22 protein-coding genes and 2 other annotated features are annotated in these 22,249 nt (G+C 44.0%); of the genes, 21 read left to right on the top strand and 1 reads right to left on the bottom strand.

The window, feature by feature from the left end; translation table 11 throughout:
• Nucleotides 1-7: 7 nt before the first annotated feature.
• The 7 genes from NYE22_RS07335 to cotN all read left to right on the top strand — a co-directional run bounded on the left by NYE22_RS07335 (nt 8) and on the right by cotN (nt 7,801).
• Nucleotides 8-838: a cytochrome c biogenesis protein gene (locus NYE22_RS07335; protein WP_003222575.1), complete on the top strand. Its 831-nt coding sequence runs from the start codon at nt 8-10 to the stop codon at nt 836-838.
• 32 nt (nt 839-870) lie between these two features.
• Nucleotides 871-1,815 (top strand): hydroxymethylbilane synthase, encoded by a 945-nt coding sequence (gene hemC / locus NYE22_RS07340; RefSeq protein WP_021480247.1) that lies wholly within the window; start codon nt 871-873, stop codon nt 1,813-1,815.
• Entirely contained in the window at nt 1,805-2,593 is a 789-nt protein-coding gene (hemD, locus tag NYE22_RS07345; protein ID WP_021480246.1) for a uroporphyrinogen-III synthase, read from the top strand. Before hemC ends, hemD begins: the two co-directional genes overlap by 11 nt.
• Nucleotides 2,590-3,564, top strand: coding sequence for a porphobilinogen synthase (hemB, locus tag NYE22_RS07350; protein ID WP_015483525.1), 975 nt, complete (start codon nt 2,590-2,592; stop codon nt 3,562-3,564). Before hemD ends, hemB begins: the two co-directional genes overlap by 4 nt.
• 28 nt (nt 3,565-3,592) lie before the next feature.
• The gene (gene hemL / locus NYE22_RS07355; RefSeq protein WP_342412424.1) at nt 3,593-4,885 is read left to right on the top strand and encodes a glutamate-1-semialdehyde 2,1-aminomutase; all 1,293 of its coding nucleotides are present in this window, start codon (nt 3,593-3,595) and stop codon (nt 4,883-4,885) included.
• Nucleotides 4,886-5,015: 130 nt separating this feature from the next.
• Nucleotides 5,016-6,743, top strand: a complete 1,728-nt coding sequence (gene spoVID, locus NYE22_RS07360) for a spore coat morphogenetic protein SpoVID (RefSeq protein ID WP_103803772.1) — start codon at nt 5,016-5,018, stop codon at nt 6,741-6,743.
• A 32-nt stretch (nt 6,744-6,775) separates the two neighbouring features.
• Nucleotides 6,776-7,801, top strand: a complete 1,026-nt coding sequence (gene cotN, locus NYE22_RS07365) for a spore coat protein CotN (protein WP_085187374.1) — start codon at nt 6,776-6,778, stop codon at nt 7,799-7,801.
• A gap of 18 nt (nt 7,802-7,819) precedes the next feature.
• Here the strand turns inward: cotN and NYE22_RS07370 are convergent, their stop codons facing one another.
• Nucleotides 7,820-8,011, bottom strand: a complete 192-nt coding sequence (locus tag NYE22_RS07370) for a hypothetical protein (protein WP_003222590.1) — start codon at nt 8,009-8,011, stop codon at nt 7,820-7,822.
• Nucleotides 8,012-8,176: 165 nt separating this feature from the next.
• Nucleotides 8,177-8,399: a binding site (T-box leader), on the top strand.
• 59 nt (nt 8,400-8,458) lie between these two features.
• Between NYE22_RS07370 and valS the strand changes: the two genes are divergently transcribed.
• The 14 genes from valS (at nt 8,459) to rplU (ending at nt 22,247) form a co-directional block, all read left to right on the top strand.
• The gene (valS, locus tag NYE22_RS07375; RefSeq protein ID WP_342412769.1) at nt 8,459-11,101 is read left to right on the top strand and encodes a valine--tRNA ligase; all 2,643 of its coding nucleotides are present in this window, start codon (nt 8,459-8,461) and stop codon (nt 11,099-11,101) included.
• Nucleotides 11,102-11,160: 59 nt separating this feature from the next.
• Nucleotides 11,161-12,453 (top strand): folylpolyglutamate synthase/dihydrofolate synthase family protein, encoded by a 1,293-nt coding sequence (locus tag NYE22_RS07380; RefSeq protein WP_021480243.1) that lies wholly within the window; start codon nt 11,161-11,163, stop codon nt 12,451-12,453.
• 140 nt (nt 12,454-12,593) lie between these two features.
• Nucleotides 12,594-13,340, top strand: a complete 747-nt coding sequence (locus NYE22_RS07385) for an A24 family peptidase (protein ID WP_021480242.1) — start codon at nt 12,594-12,596, stop codon at nt 13,338-13,340.
• Between the two features lie 133 nt (nt 13,341-13,473).
• Nucleotides 13,474-14,472: a stage II sporulation protein SpoIIB gene (gene spoIIB / locus NYE22_RS07390; protein WP_161619599.1), complete on the top strand. Its 999-nt coding sequence runs from the start codon at nt 13,474-13,476 to the stop codon at nt 14,470-14,472.
• 152 nt (nt 14,473-14,624) lie between these two features.
• Nucleotides 14,625-15,194, top strand: a complete 570-nt coding sequence (locus NYE22_RS07395) for a Maf family nucleotide pyrophosphatase (protein WP_004398496.1) — start codon at nt 14,625-14,627, stop codon at nt 15,192-15,194.
• Nucleotides 15,195-15,230: 36 nt separating this feature from the next.
• Nucleotides 15,231-15,926 (top strand): DNA repair protein RadC, encoded by a 696-nt coding sequence (gene radC, locus NYE22_RS07400; protein ID WP_021480240.1) that lies wholly within the window; start codon nt 15,231-15,233, stop codon nt 15,924-15,926.
• Nucleotides 15,927-16,017: 91 nt separating this feature from the next.
• The gene (mreB, locus tag NYE22_RS07405; RefSeq protein ID WP_003229650.1) at nt 16,018-17,031 is read left to right on the top strand and encodes a cell shape-determining protein MreB; all 1,014 of its coding nucleotides are present in this window, start codon (nt 16,018-16,020) and stop codon (nt 17,029-17,031) included.
• 30 nt (nt 17,032-17,061) lie between these two features.
• On the top strand, nt 17,062-17,934 hold the full coding sequence (gene mreC, locus NYE22_RS07410; RefSeq protein ID WP_342412425.1) for a rod shape-determining protein MreC: 873 nt from the start codon (nt 17,062-17,064) through the stop codon (nt 17,932-17,934).
• The gene (gene mreD / locus NYE22_RS07415; protein WP_004398811.1) at nt 17,931-18,449 is read left to right on the top strand and encodes a rod shape-determining protein MreD; all 519 of its coding nucleotides are present in this window, start codon (nt 17,931-17,933) and stop codon (nt 18,447-18,449) included. Before mreC ends, mreD begins: the two co-directional genes overlap by 4 nt.
• A 52-nt stretch (nt 18,450-18,501) precedes the next feature.
• Entirely contained in the window at nt 18,502-19,182 is a 681-nt protein-coding gene (minC, locus tag NYE22_RS07420) for a septum site-determining protein MinC (protein WP_004398901.1), read from the top strand.
• A gap of 1 nt (nt 19,183) precedes the next feature.
• A complete protein-coding gene (gene minD / locus NYE22_RS07425; RefSeq protein WP_014664846.1) occupies nt 19,184-19,990 on the top strand; it encodes a septum site-determining protein MinD in 807 nt (268 codons plus the stop codon).
• Between the two features lie 148 nt (nt 19,991-20,138).
• Nucleotides 20,139-20,933, top strand: coding sequence for a stage IV sporulation protein SpoIVFA (spoIVFA, locus tag NYE22_RS07430; RefSeq protein ID WP_342412426.1), 795 nt, complete (start codon nt 20,139-20,141; stop codon nt 20,931-20,933).
• Nucleotides 20,926-21,792, top strand: coding sequence for a stage IV sporulation intramembrane metalloprotease SpoIVFB (gene spoIVFB, locus NYE22_RS07435; RefSeq protein ID WP_342412427.1), 867 nt, complete (start codon nt 20,926-20,928; stop codon nt 21,790-21,792). The genes spoIVFA and spoIVFB overlap by 8 nt, the downstream gene beginning before the upstream one ends.
• A gap of 57 nt (nt 21,793-21,849) precedes the next feature.
• Nucleotides 21,850-21,925 (top strand) — a sequence feature (ribosomal protein L21 leader region).
• A 13-nt stretch (nt 21,926-21,938) separates the two neighbouring features.
• Entirely contained in the window at nt 21,939-22,247 is a 309-nt protein-coding gene (rplU, locus tag NYE22_RS07440) for a 50S ribosomal protein L21 (RefSeq protein WP_003229668.1), read from the top strand.
• Nucleotides 22,248-22,249 lie beyond the last annotated feature (2 nt).

Below are 22,249 nucleotides of genomic sequence, written 5' to 3' on the forward strand. Positions count from 1 at the left end.
AAGCAGAATGATTGATACTGCAATGGCAAGACTTAATGAGGGGACAATCGTCATTTACGCGTTAAGTGTACTCTTTTATTTTATAGATTTTCTTCAACACAACCGGAAGGCTGGAAAAATGGCCTTCTGGTTGCTTTCTATTGTCTGGACTCTGCAAACCGTGTATTTGGCCTATTTTATGTGGGTGACGGGGCGGTTTCCGGTATTAAATGTGACGGAGGCGCTTTATTTTTATGCCTGGGTGCTTGTCACGCTGTCACTGGTACTGACAAAGCTTTTACGTGTTGACTTTATCGTGTTTTTTACAAATGTTATAGGATTTTCTATGATCGCCATTCACACATTTTCACCGACAGAGCAGCAGTCAGCTGCTTTTTCCGGGCAGCTTGTATCCGAGCTTTTGGTGATTCATATTACAATGGCGATTCTTTCATACGGCGCTTTTTCCCTTTCTTTCGTTTTTTCTGTGCTATATATGTTTCAATATCATCTGCTGAAAAAGAAAAAGTGGGGAAAATGGCTGTTGAGAATAGAAGATTTATCTAAGCTTGATTATATGGCGTATGTTTTAAATGTCATTGGGGTTCCGATGCTGCTGCTGAGTTTGATTCTCGGCGTCATATGGGCATATGTCTCACTAGAAACGCTGTATTGGTTTGACGCCAAAGTGCTTGGTTCGTTTGTCGTCCTGCTGCTGTACAGCTATTATCTTTATATCAGGCTGATTAAAGAGCTGCAAGGAAAGGTCGCTGCACTGTGGAATACGGCTTGTTTTCTGGTGCTGATGATCAATTATTTCCTGCTTGGAAGCCTGTCGCAATTCCATTGGTTCAGTTAAACGATGTCCCAAGCAGATTCGGGAGGAAAGAAATGATGAGAACGATTAAAGTAGGTTCCAGACGAAGCAAACTCGCTATGACTCAAACAAAATGGGTTATTCAAAAACTGAAGGAAATCAATCCTTCGTTTGCTTTTGAAATTAAAGAGATCGTGACAAAGGGCGACCGGATTGTCGATGTTACACTCTCAAAAGTGGGTGGAAAAGGGCTGTTTGTCAAAGAAATTGAACAGGCGCTTTTAAACGAAGAGATTGATATGGCAGTGCACAGCATGAAGGACATGCCTGCTGTTTTGCCTGAAGGCCTTGTGATCGGCTGCATTCCTGAACGGGAGGACCCGCGTGATGCCCTTATTTCAAAGAATCGCGTAAAGCTTTCAGAAATGAAGGAAGGTGCTGTCATTGGCACAAGCAGTTTAAGAAGAAGCGCGCAGCTTTTGATTGAGCGCCCTGACCTTACAATTAAATGGATTAGAGGTAATATAGATACAAGACTTCAAAAGCTGGAAACAGAGGATTATGACGCGATTATTTTAGCGGCTGCCGGCCTTTCTAGAATGGGGTGGAAGCAAGATGTCGTAACCGAATTCCTTGAGCCAGAGCGCTGTTTGCCTGCTGTGGGGCAGGGAGCACTGGCGATTGAGTGCCGAGAATCGGATGAAGCGCTGTTGGCGTTGTTTTCTCAGTTTACAGATGAATATACAAAACGAACTGTCTTAGCGGAACGTGCTTTTTTAAACGCGATGGAGGGCGGCTGCCAGGTTCCGATCGCGGGCTACTCCGTGTTAAATGGACAGGATGAAATTGAAATGACAGGTCTTGTCGCTTCACCTGACGGCAAAATCATTTTTAAAGAAACCGTCACCGGAAACGATCCGGAGGAAGTAGGAAAGCGCTGTGCCGCTCTTATGGCTGACAAAGGAGCAAAAGATTTAATTGATCGTGTAAAACGGGAGCTTGATGAGGATGGAAAATGATTTTCCGTTGGAAGGAAAAACAGTGCTTGTCACCCGGAATAAGGCACAGGCAACATCATTTCAGCAAAAAGTGGAGGCGCTTGGCGGTAAAGCGGTTTTAACCTCTTTGATTACGTTTCGCCGCGCTTTGCCGAATGATGTTGCGGAACAGGTAAGTGAGGATCTTGCCGCGCCAGGCTGGCTTGTTTTTACAAGTGTGAATGGGGCAGACTTCTTTTTTTCTTATCTGAAGGAAAATCAGCTTATTCTCCCTGCGCATAAAAAAATTGCAGCCGTCGGTGAAAAAACCGCCCGCCGTTTAAAAACGCATAACGTATCGGTTGATGTGATGCCACAGGAGTATATTGCTGAACAATTGGCTGACGCTCTTAAGCAGCATGCTGAACCGGGGGAGCCCATTACCGTGATGAAAGGGAATTTGTCACGTGATGTGATAAAACAAGAGCTTGTCCCGCTCGGTTTTGAAGTAAAGGAATGGGTTCTCTACGAAACGATTCCGGATGAAGAAGGCATTGAGGAACTGAAAGACGCTGCGGGTCAATATTCCTTTGACTATGTAACATTTACGAGTTCATCAACCGTACATACGTTTATGCATGTCTTGGGAGAAGAATTAAAAAAGTGGAAGGCGAATGGGACGGCCTGTATCAGCATTGGGCCTTTAACAAATGATGCCCTTCTGACGTACGGCATCACATCGCATACGCCTGATACATTTACAATAGATGGCATGCTTGAATTAATGTGCAGCATGTCAAGAGAGGAAGAGAGAATATGAGTCAATCATTTAATAGACACCGCCGCCTGCGGACATCAAAAGCAATGAGAGAAATGGTAAAGGAAACACGTTTGCATCCATCAGATTTTATTTATCCGATTTTTGTCGTTGAAGGGCTGGAAGGCAAAAAAGCTGTTCCGTCAATGCCTGATGTTTACCATGTATCATTAGATTTATTGAAGGATGAAGTAGCGGAGCTGGTCAAACTGGGCATTCAATCTGTTATCGTATTCGGCATCCCGGAAGAAAAAGATGATTGCGGAACACAAGCGTACCATGATCACGGAATTGTCCAAAAAGCCATCACAGAAATTAAAGAACACTTCCCTGAAATGGTTGTTGTCGCTGACACGTGCCTGTGCGAATACACAGACCACGGCCATTGCGGACTTGTCAAAGACGGAGTCATTCTCAATGATGAATCGCTGGAGCTTTTGGCGCAGACAGCTGTCAGCCAAGCGAAAGCAGGTGCGGATATCATTGCGCCATCAAACATGATGGACGGATTTGTTACAGTGATCAGAGAAGCACTTGATAAAGAAGGATTCGTCAATATTCCAATCATGTCTTACGCTGTGAAATATTCTAGCGAGTTTTACGGTCCGTTCCGTGATGCAGCAAACAGCACACCGCAATTCGGAGACCGCAAAACATATCAGATGGACCCTGCCAACCGTATGGAGGCACTCCGCGAAGCACAATCAGATGTCGAGGAAGGCGCGGACTTTTTGATTGTCAAACCTTCGCTTTCTTATATGGATATCATGCGTGACGTAAAAAATGAGTTTACTTTGCCGCTCGTCGCTTATAATGTAAGCGGAGAGTATTCAATGGTGAAGGCTGCAGCGCAGAACGGCTGGATCAAAGAAAAAGAAATTGTGTTGGAAATTTTGACAAGCATGAAGCGCGCGGGTGCCGACCTGATTATTACGTATCATGCGAAAGACGCAGCGAAATGGCTTGCGGAGTAATTTATTCAGTTGATAGGAGTTGAGGCAGATGAGAAGCTATGAAAAATCAAAAACGGCTTTTAAAGAAGCACAAAAACTCATGCCGGGCGGTGTGAACAGTCCCGTTCGCGCATTTAAATCGGTAGACATGGACCCGATTTTTATGGAGCGCGGAAAAGGCTCGAAAATCTTTGATATTGACGGGAATGAATATATTGACTACGTCTTGTCATGGGGGCCTTTAATTTTAGGGCATACAAATGACCGCGTCGTAGAAAGCCTCAAAAAAGTGGCTGAATATGGGACAAGCTTCGGTGCTCCGACTGAAGTAGAAAATGAACTGGCTAAGCTCGTCATTGATCGTGTGCCATCTGTAGAAATTGTACGAATGGTAAGCTCCGGAACAGAGGCTACAATGAGTGCCCTCCGTTTGGCAAGGGGCTATACGGGCCGCAACAAGATTTTAAAATTTGAGGGCTGCTACCACGGACACGGCGATTCTCTCTTGATTAAAGCTGGTTCAGGTGTTGCCACTCTCGGTCTGCCTGACAGCCCGGGGGTGCCCGAAGGCATTGCGAAAAACACCATCACCGTTCCGTACAATGATTTAGAAAGTGTAAAGCTTGCTTTCCAGCAATTCGGTGAAGACATTGCGGGAGTCATTGTAGAGCCAGTTGCCGGAAATATGGGTGTTGTTCCGCCGCAAGAAGGTTTCCTGCAGGGTCTGCGTGATATCACTGAGCAGTACGGCTCCCTGCTGATTTTTGATGAAGTGATGACTGGCTTCCGGGTCGATTATAACTGCGCTCAAGGCTACTTCGGCGTAACGCCTGATCTGACTTGTTTAGGAAAAGTAATCGGGGGCGGACTTCCTGTCGGCGCTTATGGCGGAAAGGCAGAAATCATGGAGCAGATCGCTCCAAGCGGCCCGATCTATCAAGCTGGTACATTGTCAGGCAATCCGCTTGCGATGACGGCTGGCTTAGAGACATTGAAACAGCTGACACCTGATTCCTACAAGAATTTCATCAAAAAAGGCGACAGACTGGAAGAAGGAATTTCAAAAGCTGCCAAGGCTCATGGCATTCCGCATACCTTTAACCGTGCAGGTTCGATGATCGGTTTCTTCTTTACAAACGAACCAGTCATCAATTATGAAACAGCGAAATCATCTGATTTGAAGCTGTTCGCAAGCTATTATAAAGGGATGGCAAATGAAGGGGTATTCCTTCCGCCATCACAATTCGAAGGTCTTTTCCTCTCAACGGCCCATACTGATGAAGATATTGAAAACACAATCCAGGCAGCTGAGAAAGTATTTGCCGAGATCAGCCGCAGATAAGAGTGAAAACCGGTATCAAGGACTCCTTGTGCCGGTTTTTTCGTGCTCTCCCACTCATATTTTCTCCAGTTCCTACATACACCTTTAGTGACATCTAATTTTAAGGATTAGATGAAAGGAGGATATGAACTTGCCGCAAAATCATCGATTGCAATTTTCTGTAGAAGAATCGATCTGTTTCCAAAAAGGACAGGAAGTTTCTGAACTGCTTTCTATTTCATTAGATCCTGATATTAGGGTTCAGGAAGTAAATGATTATGTATCAATCATAGGATCGCTTGAACTTACAGGTGAGTACAACATAGATCAAAACAAACATACCGAAGAGATTTATACAGATAAGCGGTTTGTTGAACAAGTCAGAAAGAGAGAGGATGGAAGTGCGGAACTGACTCACTGTTTTCCTGTGGATATTACCATTCCGAAAAATAAAGTGAGCCATTTACAGGATGTCTTTGTCTTTATTGACGCATTTGACTATCAATTGACGGATTCGCGCATTTTAACAATTCAAGCTGATTTAGCGATCGAAGGGCTTTTGGACGATACGCAAGACAAAGAGCCGGAGATACCTTTATATGAAGCTCCTGCGGCATTCAGGGAGGAAGAGCTTTCAGAGCCGCCAGCACATAGTGTAGTAGAAGAACCGGGTGCATCATCGGCAGAGGAAGCAGTTCTTCAGCATGAACCGCCAGCCGAACCGCCAGAACTTTTTATCTCAAAAGCGGGGCTCCGTGAAGAACTGGAGACAGAAAAAGCAGAATCTGAGCCGCCTGAATCGGTTGCTTCAGAACCAGAGGCCAGAGAAGATGTAAAAGAGGAAGAAGAGTCAGAAGAGCTTGCTGTGCCGGAAACGGAGGTTCGTGCTGAATCGGAAACAGAAGAATCTGAGCCAGAACCTGATCATTCAGAAATAGAGATTCAAGAGATCGTTAAAGCAAAAAAAGAAACGGCTGAGCCGGCAGCTGCAATAGCGGATGTTCGTGAAGAAGCAGACTCTCCAGCGGAGACTGAGCTTCGTGAACACGCCGGAGCAGAAGAATCGCCTGCTTTGGAAGCTGAACTTCATTCAGAGACTGTGATTGCAGAGGAAAAAGAGGAAACAACAGTGTCTTCTAATCATGAATATGCGCTGCGCCAAGAGGCTCAAAATGAAGAAGCAGCTCAATCAGATCAGGCTGATCCTGCGCTTTGCCAAGAAGAGGCGGAAGCGGATGAAGCTTTGGAGAGTGTATCAGAGGCCGCTCTCTCCATAGAAGATAGCAGAGAAACAATTTCAGCTGTATATGTGGAGAATGACAAAGCCGATTTACATTTCCATTTCAATCAAAAAACAAGCTCGGAGGAGGCAGCTCAAGAAGAATTGCCTGAACCGGCATACCGTACCTTCCTGCCTGAACAAGAAGAGGAGGATTCTTTTTATTCAGCGCCTAAGCTGCTGGAGGAGGAAGAACAAGAGGAAGAGAGCTTCGAAATTGAAGTGAGAAAAACACCATCAGCTGAAGAGCCTAAGGAAGAAACACCTTTTCAATCCTTCCAGCTGCCTGAATCTTCTGAGACTGAAAGGAAGGAAACGGATGCTGTTCCTAGGGTTGCTCCTGCTGCTGAAACGAAGGAACCTCAAACAAAGGAAAGTGATAATTCTCTTTATTTAACAAAACTCTTTACAAAAGAAGCGGATGAGTTTTCGAGAATGAAAATTTGTATTGTGCAGCAGGAAGATACGATCGAGCGTTTATGCGAACGGTATGAAATTACATCCCAGCAGCTGATCAGGATGAATTCTTTAGCCTTGGATGATGAATTAAAAGCAGGACAGATTCTCTATATTCCTCAATATAAAAATAGCCATGCGTAAACCGTAAGTGATCGGAAAATGTGGTGAATGAAATGGAAGATACCCAATCGGTTCTTCAGAAATACGGACTGACTGCTCGATTTATTGAGCCTGTCAGTCCTCTTGTTTGGAAAGTGTATACAGACTACGGCATATTTGCCCTGAAAAAATTGAAAGAAGGTCGCGGCAAGCATTTTACAGATCATATGGTGGCGATTGAGGAAAAAGGCTTTCGTTCATTCGTTCCCGTTTACAGAACAAATAGCGGTGAGTTTTTCTCAGCAGGCATACAATACGGAGATACCTACTATTTAATGCCTTGGCTCCAATTTGACCAAGAGGAAGAACGGGATCAGAAACATGCTTATTTATTTAGAGAAACAGCCCGTCTTCACGAGAGAACCGCGCAGGAACTAAAGGTTAGACGTGATGAGATTGAACGTTATTACGGGCAAACGAAAAAAAAGTGGGAACAAGATAAAATTTTCTATGAGCAGTTTGTGGATAGAGCGGAGAAGGAGTGGTACCTTTCTCCTTTTGAACTCCAGGCCATAACCTATTTTTCAGAAACCATTTCCGCGGTGAATTTTGCGCTGGAACGGTTGGAGGACTGGTATGAGTCTGCAAAGGAAAAGGACGTTTCAAGGGTTGTAATGAACCACGGCAGCCTGTCTATACACCATTTTCTGTATAATGATGCCGGGACCGGATATTTTACAAACTTCGAAAGAGCATCTGTCGGTCCGCCGCAAAACGACCTGCTCGGCTTTTATACAAAAATGTTCAGAGGCTTTCCGAAAGCTTGTCCGGAATGCGTCGAATGGTTTTATGGATATACGAAATCATTCCCTTTGCGTGAAGCGGAAGTCAGCCTTTTTCTCAGCTATATGGCATATCCGGCAGCCATGTACAAGGTGCTGAACGGTTATCAAACTGGGAAAAGACAGCATGAAAAAGAGGAATGTACACAATTATTAAAGGCTTATTGGCAAATGAAAAATATAGAGCCGTTTGTGATGAAAATCCATCAGATTGAACAAGAGAAAAAATTTCAGGCTGAAAACGAGTCCACGTCTTAATGGCGCGGACTTGTTTGTTTATATCCATTCTAAATGAAGGGCGCAAGCTAAAAAGATTAGGATTGCGAGCAGCAAAACATCAAAGGTTGTCGGAAAGAAAATGGTTCTGATTCCTTGAAAAATCGTAATGGGAATAATCACTTGTGCGGATACAAGCCGAATTTGCCTTACCCATGGCGGCAGCGAATAAGAGCTGAAACGTTTCTTCACGGTGCATCCTCCTCTACGCATTTACAAGCATCATATGTAAACTTGGGCAATAGGTGCCTGCCCATCTGTATAGAAAGCGGTGTTTTTGGAAAAGATGATTGACGAATCAAAAACACTTTTACTATAATAAAGAACATAAATAATGTATACAATGAGCTGATAAATACACCTGCTTAGAACGGGAAGAGTACAAAAAAGGCGCATGCAGAGAGAGAAGCCGTTTGCTGAAAGGCTTCTTATGTTGTCTGATTGGAAGGTCGCCCGGGAGCATAATTTCTTGAAAGAAGAGTAGAGAAATTCGGGAAACACCCGTTATCCGTTATAAGTGCATGAACTGATAGAGTTCATGAAAAAAGGTGGTACCGCGAAAGAGCTTTTCGTCCTTTTACAGGGATGAAGAGCTCTTTTTTCGTTCTCAGCCATTTTTAAACATGCTGGAGGGTTATGATGGAAACGAATGAACAAACAATGCCGACGAAATATGATCCGGCAGCGGTTGAAAAAGACCGATATGATTTTTGGCTAAAAGGCAAATTTTTTGAAGCGGGCAGTGACCAGACAAAAGAGCCATACTCTGTTGTCATCCCGCCGCCAAACGTAACAGGAAGACTTCACCTTGGCCACGCATGGGACACAACGCTGCAAGACATTGTAACAAGAATGAAACGCATGCAGGGCTATGATGTGCTGTGGCTTCCAGGCATGGACCATGCCGGCATCGCGACACAGGCTAAAGTGGAGGCGAAACTTCGTGAAGAAGGCAAATCCCGCTACGATTTAGGCCGTGAAAAATTCCTCGAAGAAACGTGGAAGTGGAAGGAAGAATATGCTGACTTTATTCGCAGCCAGTGGGCGAAATTAGGTCTTGGCCTAGATTATTCCCGTGAACGTTTTACGCTGGATGAAGGCTTGAGCAAAGCGGTAAGAGAAGTATTCGTTAAGCTTTATGAAAAAGGCCTGATCTACAGAGGCGAATATATTATTAACTGGGACCCAGCGACAAAAACAGCCCTATCCGACATTGAGGTGATTTACAAGGATGTTCAAGGCGCGTTCTATCATATGAGCTATCCGCTTGCTGACGGTTCAGGCTCAATTGAAATTGCGACGACACGTCCTGAAACAATGCTCGGTGATACAGCTGTTGCCGTTCACCCTGAAGACGAGCGCTATAAACACCTTATCGGAAAAACGGTGATCCTGCCGATTGTAAATCGTGAAATTCCGATTGTCGGTGATGACTATGTTGATATGGAATTTGGTTCAGGTGCCGTGAAAATTACGCCTGCTCATGATCCGAACGACTTCGAGCTTGGCAACCGCCACAATTTAGAACGCATCCTTGTCATGAATGAAGATGGCACGATGAATGAAAATGCTCTGCAATATCAAGGTATGGATCGTTTTGAATGCCGCAAAAAACTCGTGAAAGATTTACAGGAGGCGGGAGTTCTCTTCAAGATCGAGGATCATATGCACTCTGTCGGCCATAGTGAACGAAGCGGGGCTGTTGTGGAGCCTTATCTTTCTACACAATGGTTTGTGCGCATGCAGCCGCTTGCTGATGCAGCGATTGAGCTGCAAAAGAAAGAAGAAAAGGTCAACTTTGTGCCTGACCGTTTCGAAAAAACGTATTTACACTGGATGGAAAACATCCGCGACTGGTGTATCTCCCGTCAATTGTGGTGGGGCCATCGTATTCCTGCCTGGTATCATAAAGAAACAGGCGAGCTATATGTCGGGATTGAAGCGCCGGAAGACAGCGAAAATTGGGAACAGGATACAGACGTACTGGATACATGGTTCAGTTCTGCGCTATGGCCTTTCTCCACAATGGGCTGGCCTGATGTAACGGCTGAAGACTTTAAACGCTACTATCCGACAGATGTTCTCGTGACAGGGTACGATATCATTTTCTTCTGGGTATCACGCATGATTTTCCAAGGCATTGAATTTACAGGCGAGCGCCCGTTCAAAGATGTTTTAATCCACGGCTTAATCCGTGACGAGCAAGGCCGGAAAATGAGTAAATCTCTTGGCAACGGTGTCGACCCGATGGATGTGATTGACAAGTACGGAGCCGATTCTCTGCGTTATTTCCTTGCGACTGGAAGCTCTCCTGGCCAGGATCTGCGCTTCAGCTATGAAAAAGTGGAATCGACCTGGAATTTTGCCAATAAAATTTGGAACGCCTCCCGTTTTGCATTAATGAATATGGATGGCATGACGTACGATGAACTTGATCTGTCAGGCGAAAAGTCAGTCGCTGACAAGTGGATTTTAACGCGATTAAATGAAACGATCGAGCACGTGACCCAGCTTGCTGATCGATATGAATTTGGTGAAGTAGGACGCCATTTATATAACTTTATTTGGGATGATTTCTGTGATTGGTATATTGAAATGGCGAAGCTTCCGCTTTATGGAGAAGACGAAGCGGCTAAGAAAACTACCCGTTCCATCCTTGCTTACGTACTTGATCAAACGATGCGTCTGCTCCATCCGTTTATGCCATTCTTAACGGAGGAAATTTGGCAGCACCTTCCTCACCAAGGGGAATCGATTACAGTAAGTCAATGGCCTGCAGTAGTGCCGGAGCATACCGATACTGAAGCGGCAGCTGACATGAAGCTTCTTGTTGAGCTGATCCGTTCTGTGCGCAATATCCGCAGTGAAGTCAATACGCCAATGAGCAAGCAGGTTGAACTGTACATTAAAACAAGCACAGACGAAATAGCGTCCCGCCTCGAAGCGAACCGTTCATATGTTGAACGCTTTACGAATCCGAGCGTGCTTAAAATCGGCACCGATATTGAGGCTGTTGATAAGGCGATGACGGCCGTTGTCTCAGGAGCAGAGGTTATTCTTCCGCTTGAAGGCTTAATCAATATTGATGAAGAAATTGCCCGTCTGCAAAAAGAATTTGATAAACTGACAAAAGAAGTTGAGCGTGTCCAAAAGAAACTTGGAAATGAAGGATTTATGAAAAAAGCGCCTGCACACGTAATTGATGAAGAACGTGAAAAAGAAAAAGATTATGTGGCGAAGCGTGACGCTGTTCAAAAACGAATGGCTGAGCTGAAGGGTTAATGAAAAGCCGAGGCGGTTTCTAGAGAAACCGCCTTGTCTTATAAAAGAGGGGATTATCATTGTTTACTGCATATCAAGATGCGCGCAGCTGGATTCACGGGAGGCTGAAATTCGGGGTGAAGCCCGGACTTGGCCGAATGAAACAGCTGATGGCGCGGTTAGGACATCCTGAAAAAAAAATCCGAGCGTTCCACGTCGCAGGAACAAACGGTAAAGGATCAACTGTCGCTTTTATCCGTTCTATGCTGCAGGAAGCCGGATATACGGTTGGAACATTTACATCGCCTTATATTATTACGTTTAATGAACGGATCAGCGTAAACGGGATACCGATTTCAGATGAGGAATGGACAGCACTCGTCAATCAAATGAAACCGCACGTTGAAGCCCTTGATCAAACGGAATACGGACAGCCGACAGAATTTGAAATTATGACAGCTTGTGCATTTTTATATTTTGCAGAGTTTCATAAGGTCGATTTTGTTATTTTTGAAACAGGTCTGGGCGGTAGATTCGATTCTACTAATGTGGTTGAACCGCTCTTAACTGTGATTACAAGCATCGGACACGATCATATGAACATTTTGGGAAACACCATTGAAGAAATTGCAGGAGAAAAGGCCGGCATTATTAAAGAAGGTATTCCAATCGTTACAGCAGTTACCCAGCCGGAAGCTTTACAGGTCATCCGCCATGAAGCTCAACGGCATGCTGCGCCGTTCCAGTCATTGCATGATGCATGTGTTATTTTCAATGAAGAGGCTCTGCCTGCAGGAGAACAGTTTTCATTCAAAACGGAAGAGAAATGCTATGAAGATATTCGGACATCTCTGATTGGCACCCATCAAAGACAAAATGCTGCTTTGTCCATTTTGGCTGCGGAGTGGCTCAATAAGGAGAATATCGCCCATATCAGTGACGAAGCGTTAAGGAGCGGGCTTGTGAAGGCTGCATGGCCGGGACGGTTAGAGCTTGTTCAGGAACATCCTCCGGTATATTTAGACGGTGCGCATAACGAAGAAGGTGTCGAAAAGCTGGCGGAAACGATGAAGCAGCGTTTCGCCAATTCACGCATTTCTGTGGTGTTTAGCGCGTTAAAGGACAAACCGTATCAGAACATGATTAAAAGACTGGAAACCATTGCTCATGCGATTCATTTTGCTTCTTTTGATTTCCCGCGTGCTTCCCTTGCAAAAGATCTCTATGATGCAAGTGAAATCAGCAATAAAAGCTGGAGTGAAGATCCAGACGATGTAATCAAATTCATAGAAAGTAAAAAGGCCTCAAATGAAATTGTGCTGATTACCGGATCTCTTTACTTTATTTCTGACATTCGAAAAAGGTTGAAATAAAAGCATCCGGCTCCGGCAGAATCAAAAAAAAGATTCTGCCGTTTTTTTTATGTGTAAAATTGAATATTCCCAATTGGAGCTCAGGATGTCCATTTTGCTACAATCCATACCAGTACTCAATGAGTAAAGGTGTGTTGTCTATGCTATCCATTCTTATTATCTTCGGGCTGATCCTTGGTTCTTTTTACTATACGGCCGGGTGCCGTATCCCCTTACATCTATCTATTATTGCGCCCCGTTCATCATGCCCGTTTTGCCGGCGGACATTAACTCCTGCAGAATTAATTCCCATCCTGTCATTCCTATTTCAAAAAGGTAAATGTAAAAGCTGCGGGCATAAGATTTCTTTTATGTATCCCACAGCAGAGCTTGTGACAGCGTGTTTATTTGCCGCCGCAGGAATACGCTTTGGCACATCGCTGGAACTGTTTCCCGCTGTGGTGTTTATCTCTCTTCTCATTATTGTTGCAGTGACAGATATTCATTTTATGCTGATTCCAAATCGAATATTGATTTTCTTTCTTCCCTTTTTGGCGGCCGCGAGATTGATTTCTCCGCTTGATTCCTGGTATGCAGGCCTGTTAGGTGCGGCAGCCGGATTTCTGTTTCTGGCTGTAATTGCCGCAATCACCCATGGGGGAGTAGGGGGAGGAGATATTAAATTATTTGCGGTGATTGGCTTTGTGCTTGGTGTGAAAATGCTGGCAGCTGCCTTTTTCTTTTCTGTTTTGATAGGTGCATTATATGGAGCGGCAGCTGTTCTGACTGGTAGACTCGCTAAAAGGCAGCCGCTTCCCTTCGCCCCCGCTATAGCCGCAGGGAGCATTTTAGCCTATTTATACGGTGACTCTATCATTTCTTTTTATATCAAAATGGCATTGGGCTGACTGCTGAAAAATTTGACGAACGTTTTTTGGACAAGGCGACAAAAGTCTTGTTCTTTTTTTCTTTGCCTGTGCTAAAGTGTGTAGCATGAAAAGCCGACAAGAACGGTCAAGCAAATGAAGGGAGGAAGCGGAATTGAAAAAAAGAAAGAATAAAAAAAACAGTAAAGCCGCAGAAAAAGCCCTCAAGGTGACGATTAATGGAAAAGAAGAGACGGTTTACGAACAAGAGACACCAGATACAGAGGCAGATAAAAGCATGACATTCTCAAATTGGGAGGAAAAAAGACAGGCAGAACAAGAGGTTGCGGCATCCCAGGAACATCCTGATGAAGATGAATTTAATTGGGATTCCGAGGAGGACAAGGTGTTTAAAGAGGACCCCAAAGTTGTTCCTCCTTTTCAAAAGAAAAAAACAAAGCTTTACGCAAAAGGAAAGACCGGGGCTGCCAAACCGGTAAAAAGAGTGGCCGCGACGATTGCCTTCGCGGCTGTCATTGGCACTGGATTAGGGTTATTCGCGTTAAACATATCGGGGAATAAAGAAGCGTCAGCACCGGCCTCTTTAGAGGATTCTTTAGGCAGCCAAACGGCAAAAGCAGGGGATACTTCAACTGAAAAACAAACTTCAGGCGCAGAAAAACAAGCGGCACAAACTGAAGGTACATACAAAACATACGCTGTGCAAGCCGGAAAATTTTCAAATGAAAAGGGCGCCGAAACGTTAACAGAACAATTGACCGAAAAAGGATATTCCGCCGTGTCACTGTCAAAGGATGATGGGTATACGTATGTCATCGCCGGCTTAGCCACTGATAAGGATGTCTCACAGCAGTTAGGACAGGTTTTAATCGACAGTGAATTTGAAGCCTGGGGAGGCAAGGAGCTTTCCTTATCAATAGAGTCAGATATGACAGATTCTTTTAAGGAAACAGCGGAGCTTGCAGCAAAGGCGATTCTCGGCGAAGACATTACAAAAGCGAGTGTAGAGAAAATAGAAAAGTCGCTTGGTGAAACAAAAGCGTCAGAAACAGGAGAGAAAAAAGCGATTTTGCAGGCTTTAAAGGAATTAGAGGATCCAAGTGCTGAAGCCGGGTGGAAGGCTCAGCAGGAGCTGTTAGCCGTCGTAAAATAAGAGATAGTGCCCTGAGCCTTCGTCCTTTAGTGACAGGCTTTTTTTATTTTGTCATGAAAAAGTTATTTTTCTGAAATTGTGACAAGCCTCGTGATTTGGTAGGATAAACGAGTATCTTTTTTTCTTAAGCAAACCCTGAAAGGATGACGAACATGACAAAACCGCTAATACTTGCATCACAATCTCCGCGCAGGAAAGAACTCCTCGATCTTCTCCAGCTGCCCTACTCCATTATTGTCAGTGAAGTAGAAGAAAAATTAAATCGAAACTTTTCACCAGAAGAAAACGTCCAATGGTTGGCAAAACAAAAAGCTAAGGCTGTAGCTGATCTCCACCCGCATGCAATCGTTATCGGTGCTGATACAATGGTATGCCTTGACGGCGAATGCCTTGGCAAACCGCAGGATCAAGAAGAAGCTGCTTCTATGCTGCGGAGGCTTTCAGGCCGAAGTCACTCAGTAATAACCGCGGTCAGCATTCAAGCTGAAAATCACAGCGAGACTTTTTATGATAAGACAGAAGTTGCGTTTTGGTCCCTCAGTGAAGAAGAGATTTGGACGTATATTGAAACAAAAGAGCCGATGGATAAAGCAGGTGCATACGGCATCCAAGGAAGAGGCGCGCTTTTTGTAAAGAAAATAGACGGAGATTATTATTCAGTCATGGGTCTTCCTATATCAAAAACAATGAGAGCTCTTCGCCATTTTGATATAAGGGCATGACGGTTCTATAAACGGGAAGGGAAAGAAAAGGAGTGCTTGGTCATACAAGATCTGCCATTAAAACTCAAAGATTTCCCAATGAAAGAAAAGCCAAGAGAACGGCTCCTGAAAGTCGGAGCCGAGAACTTAGCGAATCATGAACTTTTGGCTATATTATTGCGGACAGGGACTAAACACGAATCTGTTTTGGACCTGTCAAACCGGCTGCTGCGCTCATTTGACGGGCTGCGTCTGCTCAAGGAAGCATCGGTTGAAGAGCTGTCAAGCATCCCGGGAATCGGTATGGTAAAAGCGATTCAAATACTGGCTGCAGTTGAGCTTGGAAGCCGGATTCATAAATTAGCCAACGAAGAACATTTCGTTATTCGCTCCCCGGAAGACGGCGCTAATCTCGTCATGGAGGATATGCGCTTTTTAACCCAGGAGCATTTTGTCTGTTTATACTTAAATACAAAAAATCAAGTCATCCATAAACGCACCGTATTTATCGGAAGCCTGAATTCATCTATTGTCCACCCGCGAGAGGTGTTTAAAGAAGCGTTTAAACGATCTGCCGCTTCCTTTATCTGTGTTCATAATCATCCTTCTGGAGATCCGACGCCGAGCAGGGAAGATATTGAAGTGACAAGAAGGCTGTTTGAATGCGGAAACCTGATTGGCATCGAGCTGCTTGACCATTTGGTGATCGGGGATAAAAAATTTGTGAGTTTAAAGGAAAAAGGATATTTGTAACACTTTTTTTTTCGTCGAATTAAGCTATAATAGAGTTTATGAGTTTTTCCCTTTAGGGTATTTTTGCTTTAAGAAAGGAAGATACATACATATGTTTGGAATTGGTGCTAGAGACCTTGGTATAGATCTTGGAACTGCGAATACGCTTGTTTTTGTAAAAGGAAAAGGAATTGTTGTGAGAGAGCCGTCAGTTGTCGCTTTGCAGACGGATACGAAATCGATTGTCGCTGTCGGAAATGATGCGAAAAATATGATTGGACGGACACCGGGCAACGTGGTGGCTCTTCGCCCGATGAAAGACGGCGTTATCGCTGATTATGAAACAACGGCGACGATGATGAAATATTACATCAATCAGGCCATAAAAAATAAAGGCATGTTTGCCAGAAAACCATATGTAATGGTATGTGTCCCATCAGGCATTACAGCTGTTGAAGAACGCGCTGTTATCGATGCGACAAGACAGGCAGGAGCGCGTGACGCGTATCCGATTGAAGAGCCTTTTGCCGCAGCAATCGGGGCCAATCTGCCAGTTTGGGAACCGACTGGAAGCATGGTTGTTGATATCGGGGGCGGTACGACAGAAGTTGCGATAATTTCCCTCGGAGGCATCGTAACGTCTCAGTCAATCCGTGTAGCCGGTGATGAGATGGATGACGCGATTATCAACTACATCAGAAAAACGTACAATCTGATGATCGGTGACCGTACGGCTGAAGCGATTAAAATGGAAATCGGATCTGCAGAAGCTCCTGAAGAATCCGACAACATGGAAATCCGCGGCCGCGATTTGCTCACAGGTCTGCCGAAAACAATTGAAATTACAGGAAAAGAGATTTCTAACGCTCTACGCGACACTGTATCTACAATTGTCGAAGCAGTGAAGAGCACACTCGAAAAAACACCGCCTGAGCTTGCAGCAGATATCATGGACAGAGGTATAGTGTTAACCGGCGGCGGAGCGCTTTTGCGCAATTTGGACAAAGTCATCAGCGAAGAAACAAAAATGCCGGTCCTTATCGCCGAAGACCCGCTTGATTGTGTAGCGATCGGAACAGGGAAAGCACTGGAGCACATCCATCTTTTCAAAGGGAAAACTAGATAATCGGGAGTTCAATAGAAGAGGTGTAACACGATGCCGAATAAGCGGTTAATGCTATTACTTCTGTGTATTATCATATTGGTGGCTATGATTGGATTTTCGCTGAAGGGCGGCCGCAATACCACCTGGCCTGAGAAAGTGATCGGCGATACGACGGGAGTATTTCAAAATATTTTTCATACGCCTGCCGAATTTTTTGCAGGAATATTTGAGAACATCAATGATTTAAAAAACACATACAAAGAAAACGAGAGTCTAAGAGAAAAACTTGACGGACAGACACAATATGAAGCCAAGCTTCAAGAGCTTGAAGAAGAAAACAAATCCTTGCGTGACGAGCTTGGCCATGTCAAATCGATTAAAGATTACAAGCCGATTTTAGCAACGGTCATCGCCAGAAGCCCTGATAACTGGGCCAAACAGGTCACCATTAACAAGGGGACTCAGCAAAACGTAGCGAAAGATATGGCCGTTACAAACGAAAAAGGCGCATTAATCGGCAAGATCAAAAGCTCCGGACTTAACAATTTTACGTCTACTGTTCAGCTTTTAAGCGATACTGACCGCAATAACAGAGTCGCGACAAAAATTTCCGGAAAAAAAGGCAGCAAAGGCTACGGCTTGATCGAAGGATATGACAAAGAGAAAAAACGTCTTAAGATGACAATTATTGAGCGTAAGGATAAACAAGACGTGAAAAAAGGCGATCTTATTGAAACATCAGGGACAGGCGGTGTTTTCCCAGAAGGGCTGACAATCGGTGAAGTGACTGATATCGAGTCAGATTCCTATGGATTAACGAAGGTTGCTTATGTAAAACCTGCGGCTGACCTTACAGATTTAAATAATGTGATCGTTGTTAACCGTGATGTGCCGACTGTCGATACAGAGGAGGAAGGATCGTGAAACGTTTCCTTCTCCCTTTCGTTATGATGCTTGTTTTTTCTGCGGAAAGCATTTTTACAGATTTGGTGCATTTTCCTTTCGTTACAGATGACCAAGTGCTCGCCCCGCGTTTTTTGATGCTTGTATTGATATTCATGTCGGCTTTTATCAACCAAAAACACGCGATGATTTACGGATTTATTTTTGGTTTTCTATATGACATGAACTATACAAGTCTATTAGGCGTTTACATGTTTGGTTTTGCAGGGCTATGCTATTTGGCTTCAAAAGCGTTTAAAGTGTTACATACAAACGCATTTGTAGTGATATTGATAGCAGTTCTGGCTGTCTGTCTGCTCGAATTTTACGTATTCGGCATTCAGTCTCTGATTCATAAAGACATTATGACGTTTAACGGATTTGTGCTTGACCGGTTTATACCGACAATTTTATTAAATATTGCAGCAGCTCTTATTCTTGTTCTGCCATTTAGATTGTTTTTTATGAGTCTAAAGAAAGAATTGAGAGATGAGTAAAAAGGATTTTATCTTTTTTTGACGAAATGAGTATGTTGTTGAGGTGAATATTGTGAAGACCAAAAAGCAGCAATATGTAACAATAAAAGGAACAAAGAATGGACTAACATTGCATCTGGATGATGCGTGTTCTTTTGATGAGCTTCTCGATGGTCTTCAGAATATGCTGTCAATTGAACAATATACCGATGGAAAAGGCCAGAAAATCAGCGTTCATGTTAAGCTGGGAAATCGCTTTTTATATAAGGAGCAAGAGGAACAGCTAACCGAATTGATTGCGTCAAAGAAAGATTTGTTTGTTCATTCTATTGACAGTGAAGTCATTACTAAAAAAGAAGCACAGCAGATAAGAGAGGAAGCCGAAATTATTTCTGTTTCAAAAATTGTCCGTTCAGGCCAAGTGCTGCAGGTAAAAGGCGACTTGCTCCTGATCGGTGACGTGAATCCCGGCGGAACAGTCAGGGCCGGAGGGAACATTTTTGTTCTGGGCTCACTGAAAGGAATCGCGCATGCCGGATTTAATGGAAATAATCAAGCGGTCATCGCCGCCTCTGAAATGCTTCCGACACAATTAAGAATCAATCATGTGTTAAATCGCTCCCCAGACCACATTCAAAAAGGGAACGAAATGGAATGTGCTTATTTAGATACAGACGGAAATATGGTCATTGAACGCCTTCAACATTTGGCTCATTTAAGACCTGATCTAACAAGGCTTGAGGGAGGAATGTGAATTGGGTGAGGCTATCGTAATAACTTCGGGAAAAGGCGGAGTAGGTAAGACAACAACATCTGCGAACCTCGGTACCGCCTTAGCCATTTTAGGGAAGCGTGTATGCTTAGTAGATACTGATATAGGACTGCGCAACCTTGATGTTGTAATGGGTCTTGAAAATAGAATTATTTACGATCTGGTAGACGTTGTAGAGGGCAGATGCAAAATGCATCAGGCGCTCGTAAAAGACAAACGTTTCGATGATCTGCTCTATTTAATGCCCGCTGCTCAAACGAGCGATAAGACAGCTGTTGCTCCTGAACAAATTAAAAACATGGTCCAAGAGCTCAAACAGGAATTTGACTATGTCATCATAGACTGTCCTGCCGGAATCGAGCAAGGGTACAAAAATGCCGTTTCCGGAGCTGATAAAGCGATTGTGGTCACTACGCCTGAAATCTCAGCTGTTCGTGATGCTGACCGTATTATAGGGCTGCTGGAGCAAGAAGAAAATGTTGAATCGCCGCGGCTTGTTGTAAACAGAATCAGAAATCACCTGATGAAAAACGGTGACACGATGGATATCGACGAAATCGTACAGCATCTGTCGATCGATTTGCTCGGAATCGTGGCTGATGATGATGAAGTCATCAAAGCTTCCAACCATGGTGAACCGATTGCGATGGACCCGAAAAACCGCGCTTCAATTGCATATCGCAATATTGCCCGCCGCATCTTAGGTGAATCTGTTCCTTTACAGGTGCTTGAAGAGCAAAACAAAGGAATGATGGCTAAGATTAAGTCATTTTTTGGAGTAAGATCTTAATGTGATAGAATCAAAGAGAAGAATCTGACAAAGCATATGCTGTGTCAGGTTTTTTTGTTTTTGCCTGCTTTGTTCTTGACTAAACCGAATATTTGCCATGGACAAGACATATGATGTACAAACCCAACGAATGCAAAGGATGATGGCAATGAGTCACAGAGCAGATGAAATCAGAAAACGATTAGAGAAAAGAAGAAAGCAGCTTTCCGGCTCAAAACGTTTCTCTACTCAGACAGTTTCTGAAAAGCAGAAACCCCCGTCCTGGGTGATGGTAACGGATCAGGAAAAGCATGGAACACTTCCGGTCTACGAAGATAACATGCCAACATTCAACGGAAAACACCCATTGGTGAAAACAGATTCAATTATCCTGAAATGTCTTCTGTCGGCCTGCCTTGTTCTCGTTTCAGCTATAGCCTATAAAACAAACATTGGACCCGTCAGTCAGATTAAACCCGCCGTAGCCAAAACCTTTGAAACTGAATTTCAATTTGCTTCAGCAAGCCATTGGTTCGAAACCAAATTCGGAAATCCGCTTGCTTTCCTGGCTCCTGAACACAAAAATAAGGAACAGCAGGTTGAAGTAGGCAAAGATCTGATCGCGCCTGCATCCGGGAAAGTACAGCAGGATTTTCAGGACAATGGGGAAGGAATTAAAGTCGAAACAAGCAGCGATAAGATTGATAGTGTAAAAGAAGGCTATGTGGTTGAAGTCAGCAAAGACAGCCAGACGGGACTGACGGTTAAGGTGCAGCATGCTGACAACACCTATAGTATCTATGGCGAGCTCAAAGATGTGGATGTTGCTTTATATGATTTTGTGGATAAAGGCAAAAAGCTCGGTTCGATTAAGCTTGATGATCATAATAAAGGGGTCTATTATTTTGCCATGAAAGACGGCGATAAATTTATTGATCCGATTCAGGTGATTACATTTGAATAAATGGCTCGACCTTATCTTAAAGATCCATGTGCATCCTTTTCTTTGGATTATCGCGGCGCTGGGCTTGCTCACAGGCCATATGAAAGCATTATTATGTCTGCTCCTGATTGTATTGATTCATGAGCTGGGGCATGCTGCTCTGGCTGTGTTTTTTTCTTGGAGAATCAAGCGTGTTTTTTTGCTGCCGTTTGGCGGAACGGTCGAAGTGGAAGAGCACGGGAATCGGCCGTTAAAGGAAGAGTTTGCGGTCATTATTGCCGGCCCTCTTCAGCACATCTGGCTTCAGTTTGCCGTCTGGATGCTTGCAGAAGTCTCAGTGATTCATCAGCATACCTTTGAACTCTTCACCTTTTATAATCTTTCTATCTTATTTGTCAATTTACTGCCGATCTGGCCGCTGGATGGAGGAAAACTGTTATTTTTGTTGTTTTCCAAACAGCTGCCTTTTCAAAAGGCTCACCGGCTTAATCTAAAAACGTCGCTCTGCTTCTGCCTGTTGCTCGGGTGCTGGGTTTTATTCGTGATTCCTCTGCAAATCAGCGCATGGGTTTTGTTTGTCTTTCTGGCGGTTTCCTTGTTTGAGGAATATCGGCAAAGGCACTATACCCATGTGAGATTTCTCCTCGAAAGGTATTACGGAAAAAACAGGGAGCTTGAGAAACTTCTGCCGCTGACAGTAAAGGCGGAGGATAAAGTCTATCATGTGATGGCCGAGTTCAAACGTGGCTGTAAGCATCCGATTATTATAGAAAAATCAGGCCAAAAGCTCAGCCAGCTTGACGAGAATGAAGTGCTGCACGCTTACTTTGCCGATAAGCGGACGAATTCTTCCATGGAGGAACTGCTTCTGCCCTACTAAAACTGATTGACAAACGCCTTGTATTTTGGTATATTTTTTAATGTTATGGATGTAGCACCATTGCTACAACCGCTCAGTACAGGTGTTAAGAGCTTTTACAGCCCCCTGGTATCTGGCGAGTCTTAGTCTAATAGGAGGTGCAGAGAATGTACGCAATCATTAAAACAGGCGGTAAACAAATCAAAGTTGAAGAAGGCCAAACTGTTTACATCGAAAAACTTGCTGCTGAAGCAGGTGAAACAGTTACTTTTGAAGACGTTTTGTTTGTTGGCGGAGACAACGTGAAAGTCGGCAACCCTACAGTTGAAGGCGCAACAGTAACGGCTAAAGTTGAAAAACAAGGCCGCGCGAAAAAAATCACTGTTTTCAGATACAAACCAAAGAAAAACGTTCATAAAAAACAAGGTCATCGTCAGCCTTACACTAAAGTGACGATCGAAAAAATCAACGCGTAAGC

It is taken from the genome of Bacillus sp. FSL K6-1560, from assembly GCF_038592935.1.
GTDB lineage: Bacteria > Bacillota > Bacilli > Bacillales > Bacillaceae > Bacillus > Bacillus subtilis.

Coding starts and splice junctions, on each gene's coding strand:
- mreB (WP_003229650.1), top strand. CDS start 16,018: ATGTTTGGAATTGGTGCTAGAGACCTTGGTATAGATCTTGGAACTGCG.
- spoIVFA (WP_342412426.1), top strand. CDS start 20,139: ATGAGTCACAGAGCAGATGAAATCAGAAAACGATTAGAGAAAAGAAGA.
- rplU (WP_003229668.1), top strand. CDS start 21,939: ATGTACGCAATCATTAAAACAGGCGGTAAACAAATCAAAGTTGAAGAA.
- hemC (WP_021480247.1), top strand. CDS start 871: ATGATGAGAACGATTAAAGTAGGTTCCAGACGAAGCAAACTCGCTATG.
- mreC (WP_342412425.1), top strand. CDS start 17,062: ATGCCGAATAAGCGGTTAATGCTATTACTTCTGTGTATTATCATATTG.
- NYE22_RS07335 (WP_003222575.1), top strand. CDS start 8: ATGATTGATACTGCAATGGCAAGACTTAATGAGGGGACAATCGTCATT.
- NYE22_RS07385 (WP_021480242.1), top strand. CDS start 12,594: ATGCTATCCATTCTTATTATCTTCGGGCTGATCCTTGGTTCTTTTTAC.
- NYE22_RS07395 (WP_004398496.1), top strand. CDS start 14,625: ATGACAAAACCGCTAATACTTGCATCACAATCTCCGCGCAGGAAAGAA.
- cotN (WP_085187374.1), top strand. CDS start 6,776: ATGGAAGATACCCAATCGGTTCTTCAGAAATACGGACTGACTGCTCGA.
- hemB (WP_015483525.1), top strand. CDS start 2,590: ATGAGTCAATCATTTAATAGACACCGCCGCCTGCGGACATCAAAAGCA.
- valS (WP_342412769.1), top strand. CDS start 8,459: ATGGAAACGAATGAACAAACAATGCCGACGAAATATGATCCGGCAGCG.
- hemL (WP_342412424.1), top strand. CDS start 3,593: ATGAGAAGCTATGAAAAATCAAAAACGGCTTTTAAAGAAGCACAAAAA.
- hemD (WP_021480246.1), top strand. CDS start 1,805: ATGGAAAATGATTTTCCGTTGGAAGGAAAAACAGTGCTTGTCACCCGG.